The organism is Rhizobium sp. 01T417 (assembly GCF_056398905.1).
This window is the reverse complement of the sequence record NZ_JBFTQH010000065.1, coordinates 1-18,458: the sequence shown is the minus strand read 5'-3', so window position 1 is coordinate 18,458 and position 18,458 is coordinate 1. Positions and strand designations below refer to the sequence as shown.

The window sequence follows — 18,458 nt, the reverse complement described above, 5'->3', positions numbered from 1 at the left end:
ATCAACGCCGTTCTCACCATCAGATGGGCCGACCAACTCGGAATGCCCAGACTCGCATAACCTCAATCCCTCGAACCGCCCGGTGCGGACCCGCATGCCGGGTGGTGTGGCAGGGGAGCGATCAAATATGATCGCCCCCTATGCCGATTCCGGGCCAGGGCGGAAAAATCGGGCAACGCGGTCACATCCCAGAAAGAGCGGTTGATTTTCGTTTCCATTTAGAGAATAAAGCGCCTCCCGTATTCTTTTCGAGCGAATATATGGATCTGTCGTCAATTGAAATCTTCAAGGCAGTCGCGGCGCATTCCAGCGTCACGAAGGCGGCGGCCGCAGTGGGGCGTGTGCCGTCGAACGTCACGACGCGCGTCCAGCAGCTCGAAGAGGATCTTGGGGTGGCGCTGTTTTCTCGAGACGGCAAAAAGATGTCGTTGACGCGCGAAGGCACGATCTTTCTATCCTATGCGACACGTCTTGCCGATCTGGCCGTGGAAGCAAAGCAGGCCGTGCGGCCGCTGGCTGCATCGGGAGTGATGCGCGTCGGAACGATGGAAAGCACGGCCGCGAGCCGACTCCCCGACGTCATCAGGCGGTTCGGGTCGCTGTGGCCCGACGTTTCCCTGCAATTGACGATGGGGGCGACACGGGAGCTCATGCAGAGCGTGCTCGCCGAAGAGCTGGATTGCGCGTTGATCGCGCGGCCGCCGCAGACGTCGCTGGACGAGACGCGCTATGCCGATCTCGACCTCGGCCGGTTTGAAGCGCGGCGGATCTATCTCGAGGATCTGATCCTCGTCCTTCCGCCGAAGCATCCCGAGGTGAAAGCCGCAGCCGATCTGCGTGTCGGGACGCTCGCCGTGATGGAACCAGGCTGCACCTATCGGCGCATGGCCGAGGAGTGGGCTGAGGACGCCGCTTCGCCGCGCACGCTCGAGCTCGGCTCCTATCATGCGATCCTCGCCAGCATTGTCGCCGGCAACGCCTTCGGCGTCATGCCGCGCTCCGTCTACGACCTTCTGCGCTGGCCCGCCGATATCGTCACCCGCGATATTGGCGCAGTGGAGACCTTTCTCGTTCGCCGCAAGGGTGACCGATCGGACGCGTTCGAGGCTTTTCACGATGTCCTCATTGCCTCGAGGGGCAGGGACGGCCTCTCACCTCCAAGCGGCTGACCTCTGCGCGCAACCTTCTTGCAACCCGCACGCTTCGTTTCACAAACTGTCGGTTCGTCATGTCAGATTCCAGCACTCCCAAGGCCCTCGGCCGCCGCTTGTTTTCGCCGATCCTCGCCGGCGCCACGCTGCGTGAGCGCATGCTTGCCTGCCTTGGCGCGCTGATTGCGATCGCGCTGACAGGCATGGTCTGTGGCTACTTTTTCGGCCAGGGCCCGCACCTGCCGCTAATCGTCGCGCCGATGGGGGCTTCGGCCGTGCTGCTTTTCGCCGTGCCGGCAAGTCCGCTGGCACAGCCCTGGTCGATCATTGGTGGCAACACGATCTCCGCCATGATGGGCATTCTCGCCGCACACTTCATTCACGAACCGATCATCGCGATCGGCGTCGGCGTCTCGTTGGCGATCGGCGCCATGTCGTTCACCCGCTGCCTTCACCCGCCGGGTGGCGCCGCGGCGCTGACCGCCGTGCTGGGCGGCCCGGCGGTAGCGAGCTGGGGGCTGCTTTTCCCCTTTGTGCCGGTGGCGCTGAATTCCTGCATCCTGGTGGCGCTCGGCATTGTTTTCCATAAACTGGGACGGCGAAACTATCCGCACGTCGCCGTGCCGGCGCCGGTCAATACGCATCAGACGATCGATCCGCCGTCCGTGACACGGATAGGCTTCCGCGAGGAAGACGTCGACGCGGCGCTGGCGAAGTTCGAGGAAACGTTCGATATCGATCGTGGTGACTTGAGCCGCTTGCTGCGGCAGGTCGAGGTAGAGGCTGCCGTTCGTTCCCATGGCACCGTCAGCTGCGCCGATATCATGTCGCGTGATGTGATTGCGGTCGGGGAGAAAGCCACGGCGGAGGATGCGCGCGCGCTGCTTTTGAAGCACAACATCCGCACGCTGCCCGTTAAGGATGGCAGTGGGCGATTGATCGGCACGGTCGGGCTGCGCGAATTGATGCAGGCCGAGCAGGTTGCCGGCCATATCGTGACGGCGGCAACCGCTCCTCCAGATGCGCCGGCCGTCAGTCTGTTGCCCGTCTTGACGGACGGGCGCACCCACGCCGTTGTCATCGTCGATCCCACCGGCCATGTCGTCGGGCTCATCTCGCAGACGGACCTGCTAAGCGCCATGGCCCACATGCTGCCGGAACGGACGGCGCGGATCGCGGCCTGAATGGCGGCTAGAAGAGAGTGGGCGGTCCGAACTGCAGGTATGCGGCCAGACTAAGCGCGGAAAGCGAGATGGCAAACGGCGGCGCCGGCGTGCGCATCGTCCAGCCGAGAAGCAGGCCTAGCGCCGCGATCAGCATGCCGAGCCATGGTCCGTTGCCGGCGAAGGCCAATCCGAGAGCGGAAAGGCTGACGGCGCTGGCGATCATGGTCAGCGGCGCAGTTGCCACCGCGGCCTGTGTTTCGCCGCGAAAGATGCTGCTGAAGGGCGGCCAGCTCAAGGCAATGGCAAGAACGAGGAGGGCGGGGGCGATCGTGTGGAGTTGCATCAGCGCGCACCCATGACCAAACGATGATCACCGTCGAAACCGTTCGTGTCGCGAACGTTCAGGCGTGCTGCAAGCGCAGTGCCGACCGCAATCAGTACCGGATTGTCGTAGCCGATCGCCGCAATTCCCTCAGGGATGGTTGCGAGCGTGCCGCTCCAGTCACGTTCGGTCGAACGGCTCACGTCGCTGATGATGATGGCCGGCGTTTCCGGCGGCAGGCCTTCCTCGATCAACCGGTCGGCGATGAGCGGTGCCGTCCTGCCACCCATGTAGAAGACAGCTGTGGTGTGCGGATCGGCGACAGCGGTCCAGTCGACATCGATCGGCAGGCCGCCATGACGAGAATGGCCGGTGATGAAGCGGACGGATTGGGCATGGTTGCGATGCGTCAGCGAAATCCCGAGGCGGGACGCCATGGCGCTTGCGGCTGTTATGCCGGGGATGACATCGACGGGGATGTTTTCGCGATCGAGATGGGCAATCTCTTCGCCGGCGCGGCCGAAGATCATCGGATCGCCGGACTTCAGCCGTACGACCCGCTTGCCTGATTTGGCGAGCTTCACCATCATGGCGTTGATGTCTTCCTGGCGGCAGCTTGTGCGGCCACCGCGCTTGCCAACCAACATGCGCTTGGCTTCTCGCCGGGCAAGCTCCAGAACCTCTGAAGAAACCAGGTCGTCGAAGAGGATCACGTCTGCGGCTTGCAGGGCGCGGACGGCCTTCAACGTCAGAAGCTCCGCATCACCCGGGCCGGCGCCGACCAGCGTCACGCGACCGCGCGAGGAGTGGGCGGGCGCTTCCCGAAGCCTGTCGGCCTCCTCGAGAAGCAGCCCGCCGACGCCCTCCTCCGGCGTATCCGAACTTGAAAAGGCGCGATCGACAAATCGCTCCCAAAAGGCGCGGCGGAGCGGGCCGGGAGTCAGTCGTTCATTGACCCGGTCGCGCAATGTCTGAGCGAGTTCAGCCCAACCCTTGAGTGTCCAAGGCAGCAACGTCTCGATGCGACGCCGGATCGCCTGGGCGAGGATCGGGGCGGCGCCATCCGTCGAGATCGAGACGACGACGGGTGAGCGGTTGACGATGGAGCCGAACTGGAACTGGCAGAAGGCAGGCTTGTCTATGACGTTGACTGGGACGCCGGCCATGCGGGCGGCGTCGAAGAAGGCTTTCGCCTCGTCCTCTTCCTCACAGTCGGCGATGGCGATGGCCGCGCCGGCGAAGATGGTTTCATCCCATCCATGGCAGTGACGGACGAAACTGCCCCGAGGATGCTCGGCGCCGCGCGAGATCAGCTTCTCGAAAGTGTCGGAAAGCGCGTCGGCGTAGACATGCACCTCCGCGCCGCAGGCAGCGAGAAGCTCGGCTTTCCAGGCGGCGGCATCGGATCCGCCGGCGACGATCACGCGCTTGGATTCAAGTGCCCAGAACACCGGCAGCTTGGCAAGCGGTTCCATGCGGGCGGGTGCTTCATTCCGCGGCTGCTGCAAGACATCCATCGATGATCCCCCTGATTTCGGCGCGGCACGAGCCGCAGTTGGTTCCGGCATTGAGTTCCTTGCCGACGGCTTCGACGCTGTGGCAGCCGCCGCGTACAGCGGCGACGATCTGGTTGACGCCGACGCCGAAGCAGGAGCAGACGGTGGCACCCGGATCGGGCTTGTCTGCGCCCGGGCGACCGGCAACGAGAGCGAAGCGCTTGCGCAGATTGGTGTGCTCGGCGGTGAGCTGAGAGATCGCCCAGTTGCGCGCAACAGCCACCGGTTCGCGCGCCAGGAACAAGGCGGCAAGCAGTCGCTGGCCGCCAAAGAAGGCAAGCCTCAGATCGCCGGATTGCTGGTCGGCGTAACCAAGCGGCTCGACGCCCTCGGGAATAGCGAAGGTGCTGCGGCACCACGTGCACCAGTCCTCGACCGGCTGGTCGAAGGCGAGCTCCACTCGCCAGCCGCCTTCGGCCTTTGCCAGCGCCCAATAGGCGGCATCGAGGTGATCAGGCTTGGCTGCGGAAACGGCAAAGCCGTAGCGCGCCGCTTTGAAGCGTCGAGCAGCAACCGCACCATTCTTCGATGCCGGCTGGCCGGAGATTGCGTCGGTCAAGGGTGCGACGACGGCGTCGATGCGTGCCTTCGCGGCGAACTGATCGTTCCAGTGCATCGGTACGAAAATGCTGCCGCGCGCCTGGCGCTCGGTGATCAGGGCGCGAACCACGGCTTTGCCGTGAGGGCTTTCTATTTCGACGAGGCCGGCATTGCCGACGCGGATCTCGATGGCGTCGCGCGGATGAAGCTCTGCGAAGGGCTCGGCGATGTGCGAGGAGAGCCGCGCACTTTTGCCCGTCCGGGTCATCGTGTGCCACTGGTCGCGGATACGGCCGGTGTTCAGTGTGAAGGGATAGTCGGCGCTGGTGCGATCCGAGGCGACCGGTTCGACGGCGATGAAACGTGCCTTGCCGTCGGCGTGGTAGAAGCCGCCCTTGGCGAAGAAGCGGGTCTCGGTCGCGTTGTGGCCTGCGGGCTGTGGCCACTGGAAAGGGGGGAGTTCGTCGTACGACTGACGGTTCAAGCCGACGTATGCGCCGATATCAAAGTCGCGACGGCCGTTGTTCTCGAAGGCGGAGAGAGCGGCGTGCTCGTCGAAGATTTCGGCATTGGAGCTGAAGTCGAAGGCTTGGGCAAAATCCATGCGGCGCGCCACTTCGGCAAGCTGCCACCAGTCGGCGCGGGCCTCTCCCGGTGCATCGAGGAAGGGGCGCTGGCGGGAGATGCGGCGCTCGGAGTTGGTGACAGTGCCGCTCTTCTCACCCCAGCCGAGCGAGGGCAGAAGGACATGGGCGTGACGGGCGGTGTCTGTGCTTTTCAGGACATCGGAGACGACGACGAAGGGACAAGCCTTGATGGCGGCCTCGACGGCGTCGGCATCCGGCATGGAAACAACCGGGTTGGTCGCCATGATCCAGAGCGCCTTGATGCGGCCGTCGGCGACAGCCCTGAACATGTCGACGGCCTTCAGGCCCGGCGTTTGCGCAATGGCCGGCGCATTCCAGAAGCGCTGGACACGGTCGCGGTCCTCGGCATTTTCGATGGCCATGTGGGCGGCAAGCATGTTGGCAAGCCCACCGACTTCGCGACCACCCATCGCATTCGGCTGGCCGGTGAGCGAGAACGGGCCCATGCCCGGCCGGCCGATGCGGCCGGTGGCGAGATGACAGTTGATGATGGCGTTGACCTTGTCGGTGCCAGATGAGGACTGGTTGACGCCCTGGCTGTAGCAGGTGACGACCTTCTCGGTCGTGGCAAAGAGGCGGTAGAATTCGCGAAGCTGCATGGCCGGCAGGCCGGTCATATCAAGCACCTCGTTGAAGGAGACGCCTGTGGCAGCCGTAAAGGCCTCCGCAAAGCCGTTGGTATGTTCGGCGACGTAGTTCTGGTCGATGGCGTTGCTTGCGATCAGGTGTTCGAAAAGGCCGACGAAAAGGGCAACATCGCTGTCCGGGCGGATGGCGAGATGCAGGTCGGCGATATCTGATGTCATCGTCCGCCGCGGATCGATGACGACGACCTTCATGCCGGGGCGCGCGGCCTTGGCCGCCGCCAGCCGCTGGTAGATGACCGGGTGGCACCAGGCAAGGTTCGAGCCGGTGAGGATCACCAGATCGGCAAGCTCGATGTCTTCGTAGGTACCCGGCACTGTGTCCGAGCCGAAGGCGCGGCGGTGACCGGCGACGGAGGACGACATACAGAGCCGCGAATTGGTGTCGATGTTGGCCGAACCGATGAAGCCCTTCATCAGCTTGTTGGCGATATAGTAGTCCTCGGTCAGCAGCTGGCCGGACACATAGAAAGCAACGGAATCGGGGCCGTGCTCGGCGATGGCATCGGAAAATCGTTGCGCGACGAGGTCAAGCGCCTGTCCCCATTCCGCCCGCTCCCCCGCAATTTCCGGATGGAGGATGCGCCCGTCGAGATCGACGGTTTCTCCGAGCGCCGAGCCCTTCGAGCACAGCCGCCCGAAGTTGGAGGGATGGTCCGGGTCGCCCTTGACGGACACCTTGCCGTCTTCCGCGAGCTTGGCGATGACGCCGCAGCCGACACCGCAATAGGGACAGGTTGTCTTGACCTCTTTCTGCATCATTCGGCTGCCATCATCAGGCTTTCGAGCGCGATGTAGAGGGCGCCGTCCTCGTTGCGGACGGGAATGGTCCGCACTTCGCCCTCATCGGCGCCGAGCGCCTTGCCGGTTTCGAGCGAGATCACCCAGTTGTGCAACGGGCAGGTGACTGCCTTGGCATGGACGATGCCCTGGGAGAGCGGCCCGCCCTTGTGCGGGCAGTGGTCCTCGATGGCGAAGACCTCGTTTTCGGCCGTTCGGAAGACGGCGATCTTTCCCTGGGGTGTCTTCACGCAGCGAGCGCCCCGCAGCGGAATGTCGGAGATGTCGCCGATTGAAATCCAGTTCATATCAATCTCCTTACTCAGCGGCCTGCGGGTAACCGATGGTCGCCATCGGCTTGAACTCATGCTTGTCCTTGCCGGAGACGCGCTCCGACCAGGGATCGACCTGGGCGAATTTCTGGGAGAAGACGAAGCGATCGTAGTAAGCCTCGCGCTTGTCGGCGTCGCCCATGATCTGGCGGCGTATTTCCTCCAAGCCGACGCGCTTTGCCCACTTGTAGATGCGCTCGAGATAGCGGGCCTGCTCGCGATACATCTGTGTCAGCGCCACGATATGCTCCAGCGCCTCGTCCTCGGTCCTGACGAGGCCGAGGACCTCCGTGCCCTTGATGTCGAGGCCGGCGGCGCCGGCGAAGTGGATCTCGAAACCCGAGTCGACGCAGATGACGCCTATATCCTTGCAGGTCGCTTCGGCGCAGTTGCGCGGGCAGCCGGAGACGGCGAGCTTCAGCTTCGCCGGCGTCCAGGAGCCCCACATGAACTTCTCGATGCGGATACCGAGGCCGGTGGAGTCCTGCGTGCCGAAGCGGCACCAATCGGAGCCGACGCAGGTCTTCACCGTGCGCAGGCCCTTGGCATAGGCCTGTCCGGAAACAAATCCTGCCTTGCCGAGATCGGCCCAGACAGCCGGCAGGTCTTCCTTCTCGATGCCGAGCAGGTCGATGCGCTGGCCGCCCGTCACCTTCACCATCGGGATTTCGAACTTGTCGACGACATCAGCGATGGCGCGCAGTTCGTTGGAGTTCGTCACGCCGCCCCACATGCGCGGAACGACGGAATAGGTGCCGTCCTTCTGGATGTTGGCGTGGACGCGTTCGTTGATGAAGCGCGACTGGTAGTCGTCGGCATATTCGTCCGGCCAGTCGCAGACGAGGTAGTAGTTGAGAGCCGGGCGACACTTGGCGCAACCGCACGACGTCTTCCATTCGAGCTCCTGCATGACGGCAGGGATGCTCTTCAGACCCTTGGCCTTGATGAGGCGGCGGACGTCGTCATGGCTGAGTTCGGTGCAGGTGCACATCGGCGTGACGGCGGCCGGGTTGTAGCTGTCGCCAAGCGTCAGCGTCATCAGCTTTTCAACGAGGCCGGTGCAGGAGCCGCAGGAGGCGGACGCCTTGGTGTGGGCGCGCACGTCGTCCAGTGACGTCAGGCCTTTGGACGTGATCGTCGACGTGATCTTGCCCTTGCATACGCCGTTGCAGCCACAGATTTCCGCGTCATCCGGCAAGGCTGCAACGGCCGCCATAGGGTCCAGCGGCGACCCTCCCTGGTAGGCCTGACCAAAGATCAGCGTTTCGCGCATTTCCTTGATATCGGTCTGTTTCTTTTTCAGATCGTTGAACCAGGCGCCGTCGGCGGTTTCGCCGTAGAGCACGGTGCCGATGATCCTGTTGTCCTTCAACACGAGGCGCTTATAGACGCCGGCTGAGGCGTCGCGCAGCACGATTTCCTCTCGGTCGTCGCCATCGGCGAAGTCACCGAGCGAGAAGAGCTCGATACCTGTCACTTTGAGCTTGGTCGGCGTGTCGGAATGCACGAAGGCAGCGGAACGGTCGCCGGATAGATGCGAGGCGGCGACGCGGGCCATCTCGTAAAGCGGAGCGACAAGGCCGTAGACCATGCCGCCGACTTCGGCGCATTCGCCGAGCGCCATGATGCTGCCGTCCGAGGTCAGCATGCCGTCATCGACGACGATGCCGCGGTTGACGGCAATGCCGGCGTCCTTGGCGAGCCCAACGCTCGGGCGGATGCCGACCGCCATGACGACGAGGGTCGCCGGAATGATACGGCCGTCGTCGAGCTCGATGCCCTCGACCTTGCCGTTACCGATGATGGCCTTGGTATTGGCCTTGCAGATGACCTTGATGCCTCGCTCTTCCACTGCCTTCTGCAGGAGATAGCCGGCAGCAGGATCGAGCTGGCGCTCCATCAGTGTCGGCATGACATGCAGGACAGTGACGTCCATGCCGCGAGAGGCAAGGCCGGCCGCCGCTTCAAGGCCGAGCAGGCCGCCGCCGATGACGATCGCTTTCTCGCGAGACTGGGCGGCGAGCAGCATCGCCTGCACGTCGTCGAGGTCGCGATAGGTGATGACGCCGGGCAGATCCTTGCCGGGCACGGGAATGATGAAGGGCACGGAGCCGGTGGCGATCACCAGCTTGTCGTAGCTTTCCGTGACGCCGTGATCCGACGTGACCGTCTTGGCCGCACGGTCGATCTTGATGATCTTGTGGCCCTTGTAGAGGGTGATGCCGTGCTTGATGTACCATCCATCGCCGTGGATGATGATCTCTTCGTAGTCCTTTTCGCCGGACAGAACCGGCGAGAGCATGATGCGGTCGTAGTTGACGCGCGGCTCGGCGTTGAAGATCGTGACCTGATATTGGCCCGGCGTCCTTTCGAACAGGTGCTCGAGCATGCGCCCGGGCGCCATGCCGTTGCCGATGATGACAAGCTTCTCAGTCATGGTTTCAGGTCCTCAGATCAGGTGGCAGCGACGGCTTGGGCGGAGAGGCCACGGCGGTCGAGTTGCTTGACCGACAGGTGCATCCAGACCAGCGAAATGATCACGATCGCAAAGAGCAGCATGAAGCAGCTCGACCAGAGGCCGGTCATATCCTTGAGAAAGCCGAAGGCGATCGGCAGGATGAAGCCGCCAAGGCCGCCCATCATGCCGACGATGCCGCCAACGGCGCCGACGCTTTCAGGGTAGTAGGCCGGGATGTGCTTGTAGACGGCGGCCTTGCCGAGGCTCATGACGAAGCCGAGAGCGAAGATGACGACGATGAAGACCGCAGGCGTGATGCCGACCGTTGCGCTTGCGCCGGCAGCCGGGAGTGACAGGATGAGTGTCGCGACAGCTGCGACGGCGAACATCACATACATCACGCTGCGGGCGCCCTTCTTGTCGGAGACAACACCGCCGAATGCACGAAAGATGCTGCCCGGAATGGAATAAGCGGCTGCGACCATGCCTGCAGTTGCTAGATTGAAGCCGTAAACACCGACCAGATAGCGGGGCAGCCACAGCGACAGGGCAACGAAACCGCCGAAGGCGAAGAAGTAGTAGAGGGAGAAACGCCAGACCTGGACGTTTTTCAGCGGCGCGAATTCCTGTGCCAGGCTCTTGGAGGCAACCTTGCCCTCGCGGCGAAGGCGGAAGGCCGGATCATCCGTTGTGGTGAACCAGAAGACGATTGCCATTAATGCCAGGCCGACCGCCCAGATCTGAGCAACCGCCTGCCAGCCCCAGGCGATCAAGACGAAGGGTGCCGCGAATTTGGTCACTGCGGCGCCGACGTTGCCGGCACCGAAGATGCCGAGCGCCGTTCCCTGCTTTTGAGGCGGGAAGAAGGGCGAGACATAGGCGACGCCGACTGCGAAGGAGCCGCCGGCAAGGCCGACGCCGAGGCCGGCGATCAGCATCTGCGTGTAGGTCTGGGCATAGGAGAGGAGGAAGGTCGCCAGGGCAGCAGCCAACATGGTGAGCGTGTAGACGAGGCGGCCGCCATAACGGCCGGTCCAGATGCCAAGGACGATACGGACAAGCGAACCCGTCAGAACCGGCGTGCCGACCAACAATCCGAACTCGGCTTCGTTCAGGCCGAGATCCTGTTTGATGCGGATGCCGATGATCGCGAAGATCGTCCAGACGGCAAAACAGAGGGTGAAGGCAATCGTGGACATCCACAATGCTTTGGCTGGTTCGCCGGCGGACATGGACTGCGTGTTCCTGATAACAGACATGGCTTCTCCGGGGCCCGACAAGGTCGTGCCTATCCATCGCTAGGGGTTAAAAACAAAAAGCCGCTGGTCAGGGCGCGCTTTCACTAGACGTGCGCGAGATATCCTGATCAGCGGCTTTGCTGTGGGCGCCCGTCGTTGGACGCGGAATTCTTGGCCTGTTGGCCTGCTTATAACAAAGCAAGGGCCGTGCCAGTTTTAGTAAGCTATTGTTTTTGAATGAAAATCGTTAGCAGCGGAGATCCCGCGGATGTCCTCGGTGTCAACGCACGTGCAGCAATCGCTCTAAAATTTGTGCAATGCGTATAAAATAAGCACGTGCTCAGCGGCGAGCTTGGCTCGCGATATAGCTGTCGACGTCATCGGGATCGAACAGGCCGCCGTCGAAGAAGCCGTCCGGCCCAAGGGTTAGCGCCCCGCTCGAGCCGACGGGCGTCTCGACCTTGAGCGCACCCTCCACCTTCGAACTCGCCGCCGGCATCGAGACATCAAGCGCCTTCAAGGCGCTTCTGTAAATATCGGGCCTGTAGGTGTCGTTGGCGATCTGCTGGTGTTCTGCGGTATGCCGGATGTGCCCCCAGCGAACCATCTGCGTGTAGAACCACAAGGCGTGGCTCTTCCAAGGGAACGTCGCTGCCTTGGCATTGGGGACAAAGAAGTCCTTGATGCTCAGCGTCTCCTTCCCGCCAATGTGCAGCAGACCGGTCAATGCGGGTAACAGACTTTCCAAAGGCCGATCGACATAGGCGGGCTTCGCGAGCAGCTTGGCAAGCTCCTCGTGATTGCGGATGTCGGCGCACCAGCGGGAGGCCGTGTAAAGCGCCCGCAGGAGGGCCGCGAGCGCTTCCGGATGCCCGTCGGCCCAGCGGTTGTTGACGCCAAGCACCTTTTCAGGGCTCGATTTCCAGATGGCGGCCTTCACCGTCGCCAGATGCGCGCGGTTATGAAGCACGCCGAGTGTGTTCCATGGCTCGCCGGCGCAGTAGCCGTCGATGAGGCCTGATGTCAGCGCGTCCGCCATATCGGGCGGAGGCAGGACGCCGATCTCCACATCCTTGTCGGGATCGATGCCGCTTGCGGAGAGCCAGTAGCGCAGCTCGTAGTTGTGACCTGAATAGGGGTGGACGACGCCGAAGCGCAGACGCTCGCCCTTCCTGTTATCAATGACGCGCCGCAGGGCAAGGCCGCTCGCGTCGGCGTCGAGATCGGGCGAGGCACCGCATGCGGCCATCTCGCTCCAGACGTCGGCGGAGACAGTCACGGCATTGCCGCCAAGTCCAAGCGCCATCGGCACGATCATACGCGGCGCCGGCGCGGTCAGTCCGAGATTGCAGGCGATCGGCATGGGGCCGAGAATATGCGCCACGTCGAAATGGCTGACCGCAAGCCGGTCGCGAATCGTCGCCCATGAGCGTTCACGCACGAGCCTCAGCTCGATGTCCTGTTCCGCTGCAAAGCCCTTCTCCTTGGCGGCGACCAGAATTGCGCTGTCGAGAAGCGGCAGAAAGCCGGCGGTGATCTGATGTGTGCTCGTCATGGGTAGGTTCCCGGATCCAGAAGGCTCGCAGCCGTGATCAGGCTTTGGGCAATCTCGACGATTTTTCTATTCTGGTTCATGGCCGTTCGCCGCATGAGCGCATAGGCCTCATCTTCGCTCAGTCCACGGGATCGCATCAGCAATCCCTTCGCGCGGTCGATCAGCTTGCGGTTTTCCAGTTCGCCGCGCGTTTCCTCCAACTCGCGGTTCAGGCGCGAGAAGGCATTGAAACGGCTGATCGCCATCTTGAGGATCGGGCGGACACGCTCCTGCTTCAGACCGTCGACGATATAGGCGGAGACGCCGGCCTCGACGGCGGCCTCGATGGAGGCCTCGTCCGACTTGTCAACGAACATTGCAATGGGGCGCTTAACCGCGCGGGAAATCTGGAAGATGCTTTCCAGCATGTCGCGGTTCGGGTTCTCGAGGTCGATGACGATGACGTCGGGGTTGATCTCCGTGATACGCCTCGCGAGGCCGTTCATGTCGTCGATGATCGTGACGTTGTCGTAGCCTGCCTCCCGCAGGCCAACATCGATGATCGACGCGCGGATGCTGTTCTCGTCGATGACGAGCACGTTGAGGTCACCAGGCTTGGAAGAGCGGTTGGCCACGGGGTCTACCGCCGGTCGTCAGGGATTTGCGTCAGATGAGATAGCGTCGGCATTGATATCGCGAAAGGTGCCATGCTGCGGTTGTCTTGCCCTATGATCTCTGAGGCCAAGGTCGAAGTCCCTTGTGCGGCATTGAATGCGCGAACGACGCCTCAAAATCAAGCAATTTGTTTCAATGCTTATTCTATGAGCATTGGCGAGGGCGGCGGGCGCAGCGTTCCCACGCAAATTTGCACAGGGTTGAGCTTCCTACACTGCGTTACATATCACGATGGAGCCTGACATATCAGCGATACGTCGCGCAGACCAGATTACCCACGTTTTCAACCTCAGCCGCGCCTCCCGACCATTTCAAGCCCGGCATCCCATAGATTAAAGGAGCGACCGCATGAACCGCCGTATCGTTTCCACCTTCGCACTGGCACTCGCCACCAGCGTCATCGCCTTTGCGTCCCAGGCCGCTGACATCAAGAATATCGTCATTGTTCACGGCGCCTTCGCCGACGGATCCGGCTGGCGCCAGGCCACCGAAATCCTGGAGCGGCGCGGCTTTCACGTTACGGTCGTACAGGAACCTTTGACCTCGCTCGCCGACGACGTCGCTGCGGCGAACCGCGTGCTGGACCTGCAGGATGGGCCGACGCTACTGGTCGGGCATAGCTATGGCGGCATGGTCATTACGGAAGCCGGCCGGAACCCGCATGTCGAGGGACTTGTCTATGTGGCGGCCTTCCAGCCTGACAAGGGCGAAAGTGTAGCTACTCTTGCGGGCTCAAAGCCTCCGGCCGGAAAGGGCATCAAGGAAACCAAGGACGGCAAGTATCTCTATCTCGATCCAAGCGTCTTTCACGCCGATTTTGCCGCCGACCTGCCTAAGGCCGAAGCAGCCTTCGTGGCGCAGTCACAGGTCTTTGCTGCGAAAGAGGTCTTTGGCACCAAAGTCGGGGAACCTGCCTGGCGGACGAAAAAGAGCTGGTCCATCGTGGCGACCGAGGATCGCTCCATCAACCCCGAACTGGAGCGGACCATGGCAAAGCGTGCCGGCAGCGTGGTCACCGAGATCAAGTCCAGTCACGCGGTCTTCGCCTCGCAGCCGAAAAAGGTTGCTGACGTGATCGAGAAGGCGGCCAAGGAAGCCGGCAGATAAGTTCTGCCCGACCCAATCGCAAACAAAATAGCCGCCGAGAATGTCGGCGGCTTTGAAGGTAAGGCGCGAAACGATCAGCCTTCCGGCGGAGCTTCGATCATGCCGAGTGCATGCAGATAGGTGTCGAGGATTGCGTCCTCTTCCATACGTTCCTGCTCGTCCTTTTTGCGCAGCGCAACGACCTTCTTGAGGATCTTGGTATCGAAGCCCATGCCCTTGGCTTCGCCGTAGACGTCCTTGATGTCGTCGGCGATGGTCTTCTTTTCTTCTTCCAGGCGTTCAATGCGCTCCACAAAGGCGCGAAGCTGATCGCGGGCGACGCCATGAGCATCAGACATCGTGTTCTCCTGATTGGGGGTGGGAAAATTCGTATGGCGTTGACTGCCGCGAAGCGTGTCCGGGGTCAAGCCGATTCGAGCCGCACAGGAATTATTTGTGCGGCTTGTTCAGCTCAAACGCTGCTTTTTGCTCCGCCGAGGCGTCGTTCTGGTGGAGGTTCTTCCAATCGTCATACGGCATGCCGTAGACGATTTCGCGCGATTCGTCTTTGGAGAGCGGAACTCCGTCCGTCTCGGCTGCTTCGCGGTACCAGTTGGACAGGCAGTTGCGGCAGAAGCCCGCAAGGTTCATCAAATCGATGTTCTGGACATCGCTGCGCTCGCGCAGGTGCTCCACGAGGCGACGAAAAGCCGCAGCCTCGAATTCGGTCTGTTGTTGTCTCGTCAGGGCGGCCATCTCGGTCTCCTTTATTCGTACGGACCGGTGCGCGACACATGCACGTTGTACTCGTGCAGTGCCGGATCGGCATTCATGGTCTCGAAGATCGGTGCGAGACGGTCCGCCCACGCGGCAATACCCGGCTCGTCGCCGATCAGATCCTGGCGTACCTCGAGCAGCGCGTGCGGAATGCCGGTCAGCATGCAATGTCGATACATTGTATCGCCCTTCAGCGCGCCGTCGTAAGGCTCGTTGTCACCGACCACGAGATCGGGATCGCTGCGCAACAAATCAAGCAAGGGGGCGACTGCGCGCTTGTCGGTATCCCACAGAACGGCTGCGTGCCAGGGGCGGGGAAAGTGTTTCCAGACCGGCGTGTAGGAATGAAGCGAGAGAACGAGCGGCGCACTCCCGGTCTTGTTGGCGACTCTGTCGATCGTTTCGCTGACGGCATTGTGATAGGGCCGGTGGAACGTTTCGATCCGGTAATTCCACTCCTCCACGGTGATCGGATGGTTGCCCGGCACGATCGCGCCGTCCGATATCTTCATGATCAGCGTGGGGTCGTCTTCGCCCCGGTTCGGGTCGATCAGCAACCGCGAAAAGCCGCCCAGGACGGCGGGCACTCGGAGCCTCGTCGACAGGTTCCTGACAAGTCCCTCGATGCCGATGTCATAGGCGATGTGGCGCTCGAAGGCATTGTCCGGCAAGCCAAGTCGTCCATAGCGCTCCGGCAGTCGATTCATCGCGTGATCGCCGAGCAGCACCATGCCTTTGTCATGATCGCCGGCCAGTAGTTCAAATGATTTGAAAGTGCTCATGGATGAAATGTCGATCGCAGTTTACGGGGCCGTCTTTGATCGCACGCGTCACCGATGGGTTCAAGCGCGCTTGGCAAGCAAAGGCTGCGGCCCGGCCGAAGTACGGTCGGTCATCTAGGATATAATCGATTAGCATTGCGTTGACATTCGCCGGGAGGCAGCGCAAGAAAGCACAAACATCGAATAACCGGGAGCCAATTGGAAGTCGTGTTGATCCAGACCGCGCCAAGTTTCCTTACGCGTTCCGGGCCGCTTGCCCGTTTTGCCCTTTTTGTCCTTGCGGCGTTCTCGCCGTTCTTCATTGCCGATGTGGCCCGCGCGGATTTCCGTGTGTGCAACGGAACGCAGAATCTGGTGGGCGTGGCGATCGGATATCGAGCCAAGGATGGCTGGATGACGGAAGGCTGGTGGCAAGTGCCGGCGACGACCTGTGCGACGCTGATCGAGGGGGAGTTGCAGTCCCGATACTATTATCTCTACGCCGAAGACGCTGCCCGGGGAGGCCGATGGACGGGTGACGTGCAGATGTGCGTGGCGGAAAACGAGTTCAAGATCACGGGAGTCAATGATTGCTACGCCCGTGGCTATCAAAAGATGGGGTTCAAGGAATATGACACGGGCCGCCAGGGCAGCTGGATGGTTCAACTTTCCGATACCCCAGGCACCCAAGAAAGCCCGAATCAATGAAGCGCAACCGCAAAGTTAAAATCCTCGCCACGCTCGGACCCGCCTCGTCCGAGGAATCGATGATCGAGAAGCTGCACCAGGCCGGTGCCGACGTCTTTCGCATCAACATGAGCCACGCCAGCCATGACGTGATGCGCACGCTGATCAAGCGTATCCGCGCCGTCGAAGCGCGCTCCGGCCGTCCGATCGGCATCCTTGCCGACCTGCAGGGCCCGAAGCTGCGCGTCGGCAAGTTCGCCGAAGGCAAGGTCGACCTGAAGCCGGGCGACACCTTCACGCTCGACAACAAGGACATTCCCGGCGACGCCACCCGCGTGTTCCTGCCGCATCCGGAAATTCTGGAATCGGTGCAGCCCGGTCACCGCCTGCTGATCGACGACGGCAAGCTCGCCCTGCGCGCTGAAAAGTGCGACGGCAAGAGCATCGTCACGACGGTCATTTCCGGCACGAAGATTTCCGACCGCAAGGGCGTCAGCCTTCCCGACACGCTGCTCACCGTCGGGGTTCTGACCGACAAGGACCGCACCGACCTCGCAGCTGTTCTCGAAACCGACGATGTCGACTGGGTCGCGCTCTCCTTCGTGCAGCGCCCGGAAGATCTGGCTGAAGTGCGCAAGATCGCGCGCGGCCGTGTCGGCATCATGTCGAAGATCGAAAAGCCGCAGGCGATCGAGCGCATCGAGGAAATCATCGAGCTGTCCGACGCGCTCATGGTCGCCCGTGGTGACCTCGGCGTCGAAATGCCGCTCGAATCCGTGCCGGGCATCCAGAAGCAATTGATCCGCGCCTGCCGCCGTTCGGGCAAGCCGGTCGTCGTCGCGACGCAGATGCTGGAATCGATGATCTCCGCGCCGGTTCCGACCCGCGCCGAGGTGTCCGACGTCGCCACGGCCGTCTTCGAAGGCGCCGATGCGGTGATGCTATCGGCGGAATCCGCTTCGGGTGACTACCCGGTCGAAGCGGTCTCGACGATGGCCTCGATCGCCAGCGCCATCGAGCGCGAGCCGCACTATCCTGGTATTATCTACGCGCAGCGTGCGCAGCCGGAGGCAACCGGCGCCGACGCGATTTCGCTCGCGGCCCGGCAGATCGCCGAGACGCTGCGCCTGTCGGCCATCGTCTGTTATACCTCGTCAGGCACAACCGGCTTGCGCGCCTCGCGCGAGCGCCCGCAGGTGCCGATCCTGGCGCTGTCGCCTGTCATCCAGACGGCTCGCCGCCTTGCCATCGTGTGGGGCCTGCACTGCGTCGTCACGCATGACGCGACCGACCTTGACGACATGGTCAACCGTGCCTGCCGCATAGTAGCCGATGAAGGCTTCGGCAAGCCGGGCGACCGCATCATTATCTCGGCCGGCGTGCCGCTCGGGACACCTGGTGCCACCAACATGCTGCGCATCGCCTATATCGGCTCCGACGGCCAGAGCGGCGTCTAAGATTTTCCGTAGGGATTGAACGAAAGCCCGTCGCCTGACCTAGGCGACGGCTCTTTTTGTTGTGCGCCCAGCATGGGCGCATTCTTGTGGGTGGAAGTCCCACCGTAAGCTGGTCACAGCGAGCGAAGTGAAGCGCAACTGCGGAAGGGTGACCAACCGTGGGGAGGAAGCGTGGATCGAACCTGCGGGCCGATGGACAAGAACCGGATATGTGATGATCCCGAAGCCAGGGGGCGGCGAGCGCGAGCTTGGCATCCCCACGGTGCTGGACCGTCTGATCCAACAGGCGCTCCTGCAAGTCCTCCAGTCTATTCTTGATCCGACTTTTAGTCAGCACAGCTACGGCTTCCGTCCCGGAAGGAGTGCACACGATGCCGTCCTGGCGGCGCAATCGTTCGTGCAGTCCGGACGGCGGGTTGTCGTGGACGTTGACCTGGAGAAATTCTTCGACCGGGTTGACCATGACATCCTGATTGACCGTCTGCGCAAGAAAATCCGCGATCCCGGCGTGATCCGCTTGGTACGGGCCTATCTGAACGCCGACATTGTTGATGGGGGTGTGGTCCTCAAGCGGACCCGAGGCACGCCGCAGGGTGGGCCGCTGTCGCCACTTCTGGCCAATGTGTTGCTGGATGAGGTGGACAAGG

Annotated in this window: 16 protein-coding genes and 1 pseudogene; 6 read left to right on the top strand and 11 right to left on the bottom strand. The window is 62.3% G+C overall.

The window, feature by feature from the left end:
* The first annotated feature begins 260 nt into the window (after positions 1-260).
* A complete protein-coding gene (locus AC1DPR_RS30450) occupies positions 261-1,169 on the top strand; it encodes a LysR family transcriptional regulator (RefSeq protein WP_113471945.1) in 909 nt (302 codons plus the stop codon).
* A 59-nt stretch (positions 1,170-1,228) separates the two neighbouring features.
* A complete protein-coding gene (locus tag AC1DPR_RS30445; RefSeq protein ID WP_018860283.1) occupies positions 1,229-2,335 on the top strand; it encodes an HPP family protein in 1,107 nt (368 codons plus the stop codon).
* A 7-nt stretch (positions 2,336-2,342) separates the two neighbouring features.
* On the opposite strand, the gene AC1DPR_RS30440 is transcribed toward AC1DPR_RS30445, so the two are convergent.
* The 8 genes from AC1DPR_RS30440 to AC1DPR_RS30405 form a co-directional block, all read right to left on the bottom strand.
* On the bottom strand, positions 2,343-2,660 hold the full coding sequence (locus AC1DPR_RS30440) for a hypothetical protein (protein WP_018860284.1): 318 nt from the start codon (positions 2,658-2,660) through the stop codon (positions 2,343-2,345).
* Positions 2,660-4,156: a siroheme synthase CysG gene (gene cysG, locus AC1DPR_RS30435; RefSeq protein ID WP_477817864.1), complete on the bottom strand. Its 1,497-nt coding sequence runs from the start codon at positions 4,154-4,156 to the stop codon at positions 2,660-2,662. The genes AC1DPR_RS30440 and cysG overlap by 1 nt, the downstream gene beginning before the upstream one ends.
* Positions 4,128-6,785, bottom strand: coding sequence for a nitrate reductase (locus AC1DPR_RS30430; protein ID WP_169682355.1), 2,658 nt, complete (start codon positions 6,783-6,785; stop codon positions 4,128-4,130). Before AC1DPR_RS30430 ends, cysG begins: the two co-directional genes overlap by 29 nt.
* Positions 6,785-7,114: a nitrite reductase small subunit NirD gene (gene nirD, locus AC1DPR_RS30425; protein WP_018860287.1), complete on the bottom strand. Its 330-nt coding sequence runs from the start codon at positions 7,112-7,114 to the stop codon at positions 6,785-6,787. The genes AC1DPR_RS30430 and nirD overlap by 1 nt, the downstream gene beginning before the upstream one ends.
* 10 nt (positions 7,115-7,124) lie before the next feature.
* Entirely contained in the window at positions 7,125-9,575 is a 2,451-nt protein-coding gene (gene nirB / locus AC1DPR_RS30420; protein WP_018860288.1) for a nitrite reductase large subunit NirB, read from the bottom strand.
* Positions 9,576-9,592: 17 nt separating this feature from the next.
* A complete protein-coding gene (locus AC1DPR_RS30415) occupies positions 9,593-10,855 on the bottom strand; it encodes an MFS transporter (protein ID WP_025658044.1) in 1,263 nt (420 codons plus the stop codon).
* 319 nt (positions 10,856-11,174) lie between these two features.
* Entirely contained in the window at positions 11,175-12,389 is a 1,215-nt protein-coding gene (locus AC1DPR_RS30410) for a CmpA/NrtA family ABC transporter substrate-binding protein (protein ID WP_113471948.1), read from the bottom strand.
* The gene (locus AC1DPR_RS30405) at positions 12,386-13,003 is read right to left on the bottom strand and encodes an ANTAR domain-containing response regulator (RefSeq protein WP_018860291.1); all 618 of its coding nucleotides are present in this window, start codon (positions 13,001-13,003) and stop codon (positions 12,386-12,388) included. The genes AC1DPR_RS30410 and AC1DPR_RS30405 overlap by 4 nt, the downstream gene beginning before the upstream one ends.
* A 388-nt stretch (positions 13,004-13,391) precedes the next feature.
* Between AC1DPR_RS30405 and AC1DPR_RS30400 the strand changes: the two genes are divergently transcribed.
* The gene (locus AC1DPR_RS30400; protein WP_113471949.1) at positions 13,392-14,150 is read left to right on the top strand and encodes an alpha/beta hydrolase; all 759 of its coding nucleotides are present in this window, start codon (positions 13,392-13,394) and stop codon (positions 14,148-14,150) included.
* Between the two features lie 74 nt (positions 14,151-14,224).
* Here AC1DPR_RS30400 and AC1DPR_RS30395 read toward each other — a convergent pair whose 3' ends face one another.
* From AC1DPR_RS30395 to AC1DPR_RS30385, 3 genes are all read right to left on the bottom strand, one after another.
* Positions 14,225-14,488: a DUF2312 domain-containing protein gene (locus AC1DPR_RS30395; RefSeq protein ID WP_007527482.1), complete on the bottom strand. Its 264-nt coding sequence runs from the start codon at positions 14,486-14,488 to the stop codon at positions 14,225-14,227.
* 91 nt (positions 14,489-14,579) lie between these two features.
* Complete coding sequence (locus tag AC1DPR_RS30390; protein ID WP_018860293.1) at positions 14,580-14,885, bottom strand: DUF1244 domain-containing protein; 306 nt, start codon at positions 14,883-14,885, stop codon at positions 14,580-14,582.
* An 11-nt stretch (positions 14,886-14,896) separates the two neighbouring features.
* Positions 14,897-15,688: an N-formylglutamate amidohydrolase gene (locus tag AC1DPR_RS30385; protein ID WP_025658049.1), complete on the bottom strand. Its 792-nt coding sequence runs from the start codon at positions 15,686-15,688 to the stop codon at positions 14,897-14,899.
* 198 nt (positions 15,689-15,886) lie between these two features.
* On the opposite strand from AC1DPR_RS30385, the gene AC1DPR_RS30380 reads away from it, so the two are divergent.
* From AC1DPR_RS30380 to AC1DPR_RS30370, 3 genes and pseudogenes are all read left to right on the top strand, one after another.
* On the top strand, positions 15,887-16,375 hold the full coding sequence (locus AC1DPR_RS30380) for a DUF1036 domain-containing protein (RefSeq protein ID WP_025658050.1): 489 nt from the start codon (positions 15,887-15,889) through the stop codon (positions 16,373-16,375).
* Positions 16,372-17,811, top strand: coding sequence for a pyruvate kinase (gene pyk / locus AC1DPR_RS30375; RefSeq protein ID WP_018860297.1), 1,440 nt, complete (start codon positions 16,372-16,374; stop codon positions 17,809-17,811). Before AC1DPR_RS30380 ends, pyk begins: the two co-directional genes overlap by 4 nt.
* A gap of 211 nt (positions 17,812-18,022) precedes the next feature.
* A pseudogene (locus AC1DPR_RS30370) lies at positions 18,023-18,458 on the top strand (reverse transcriptase domain-containing protein); the annotation flags it as partial.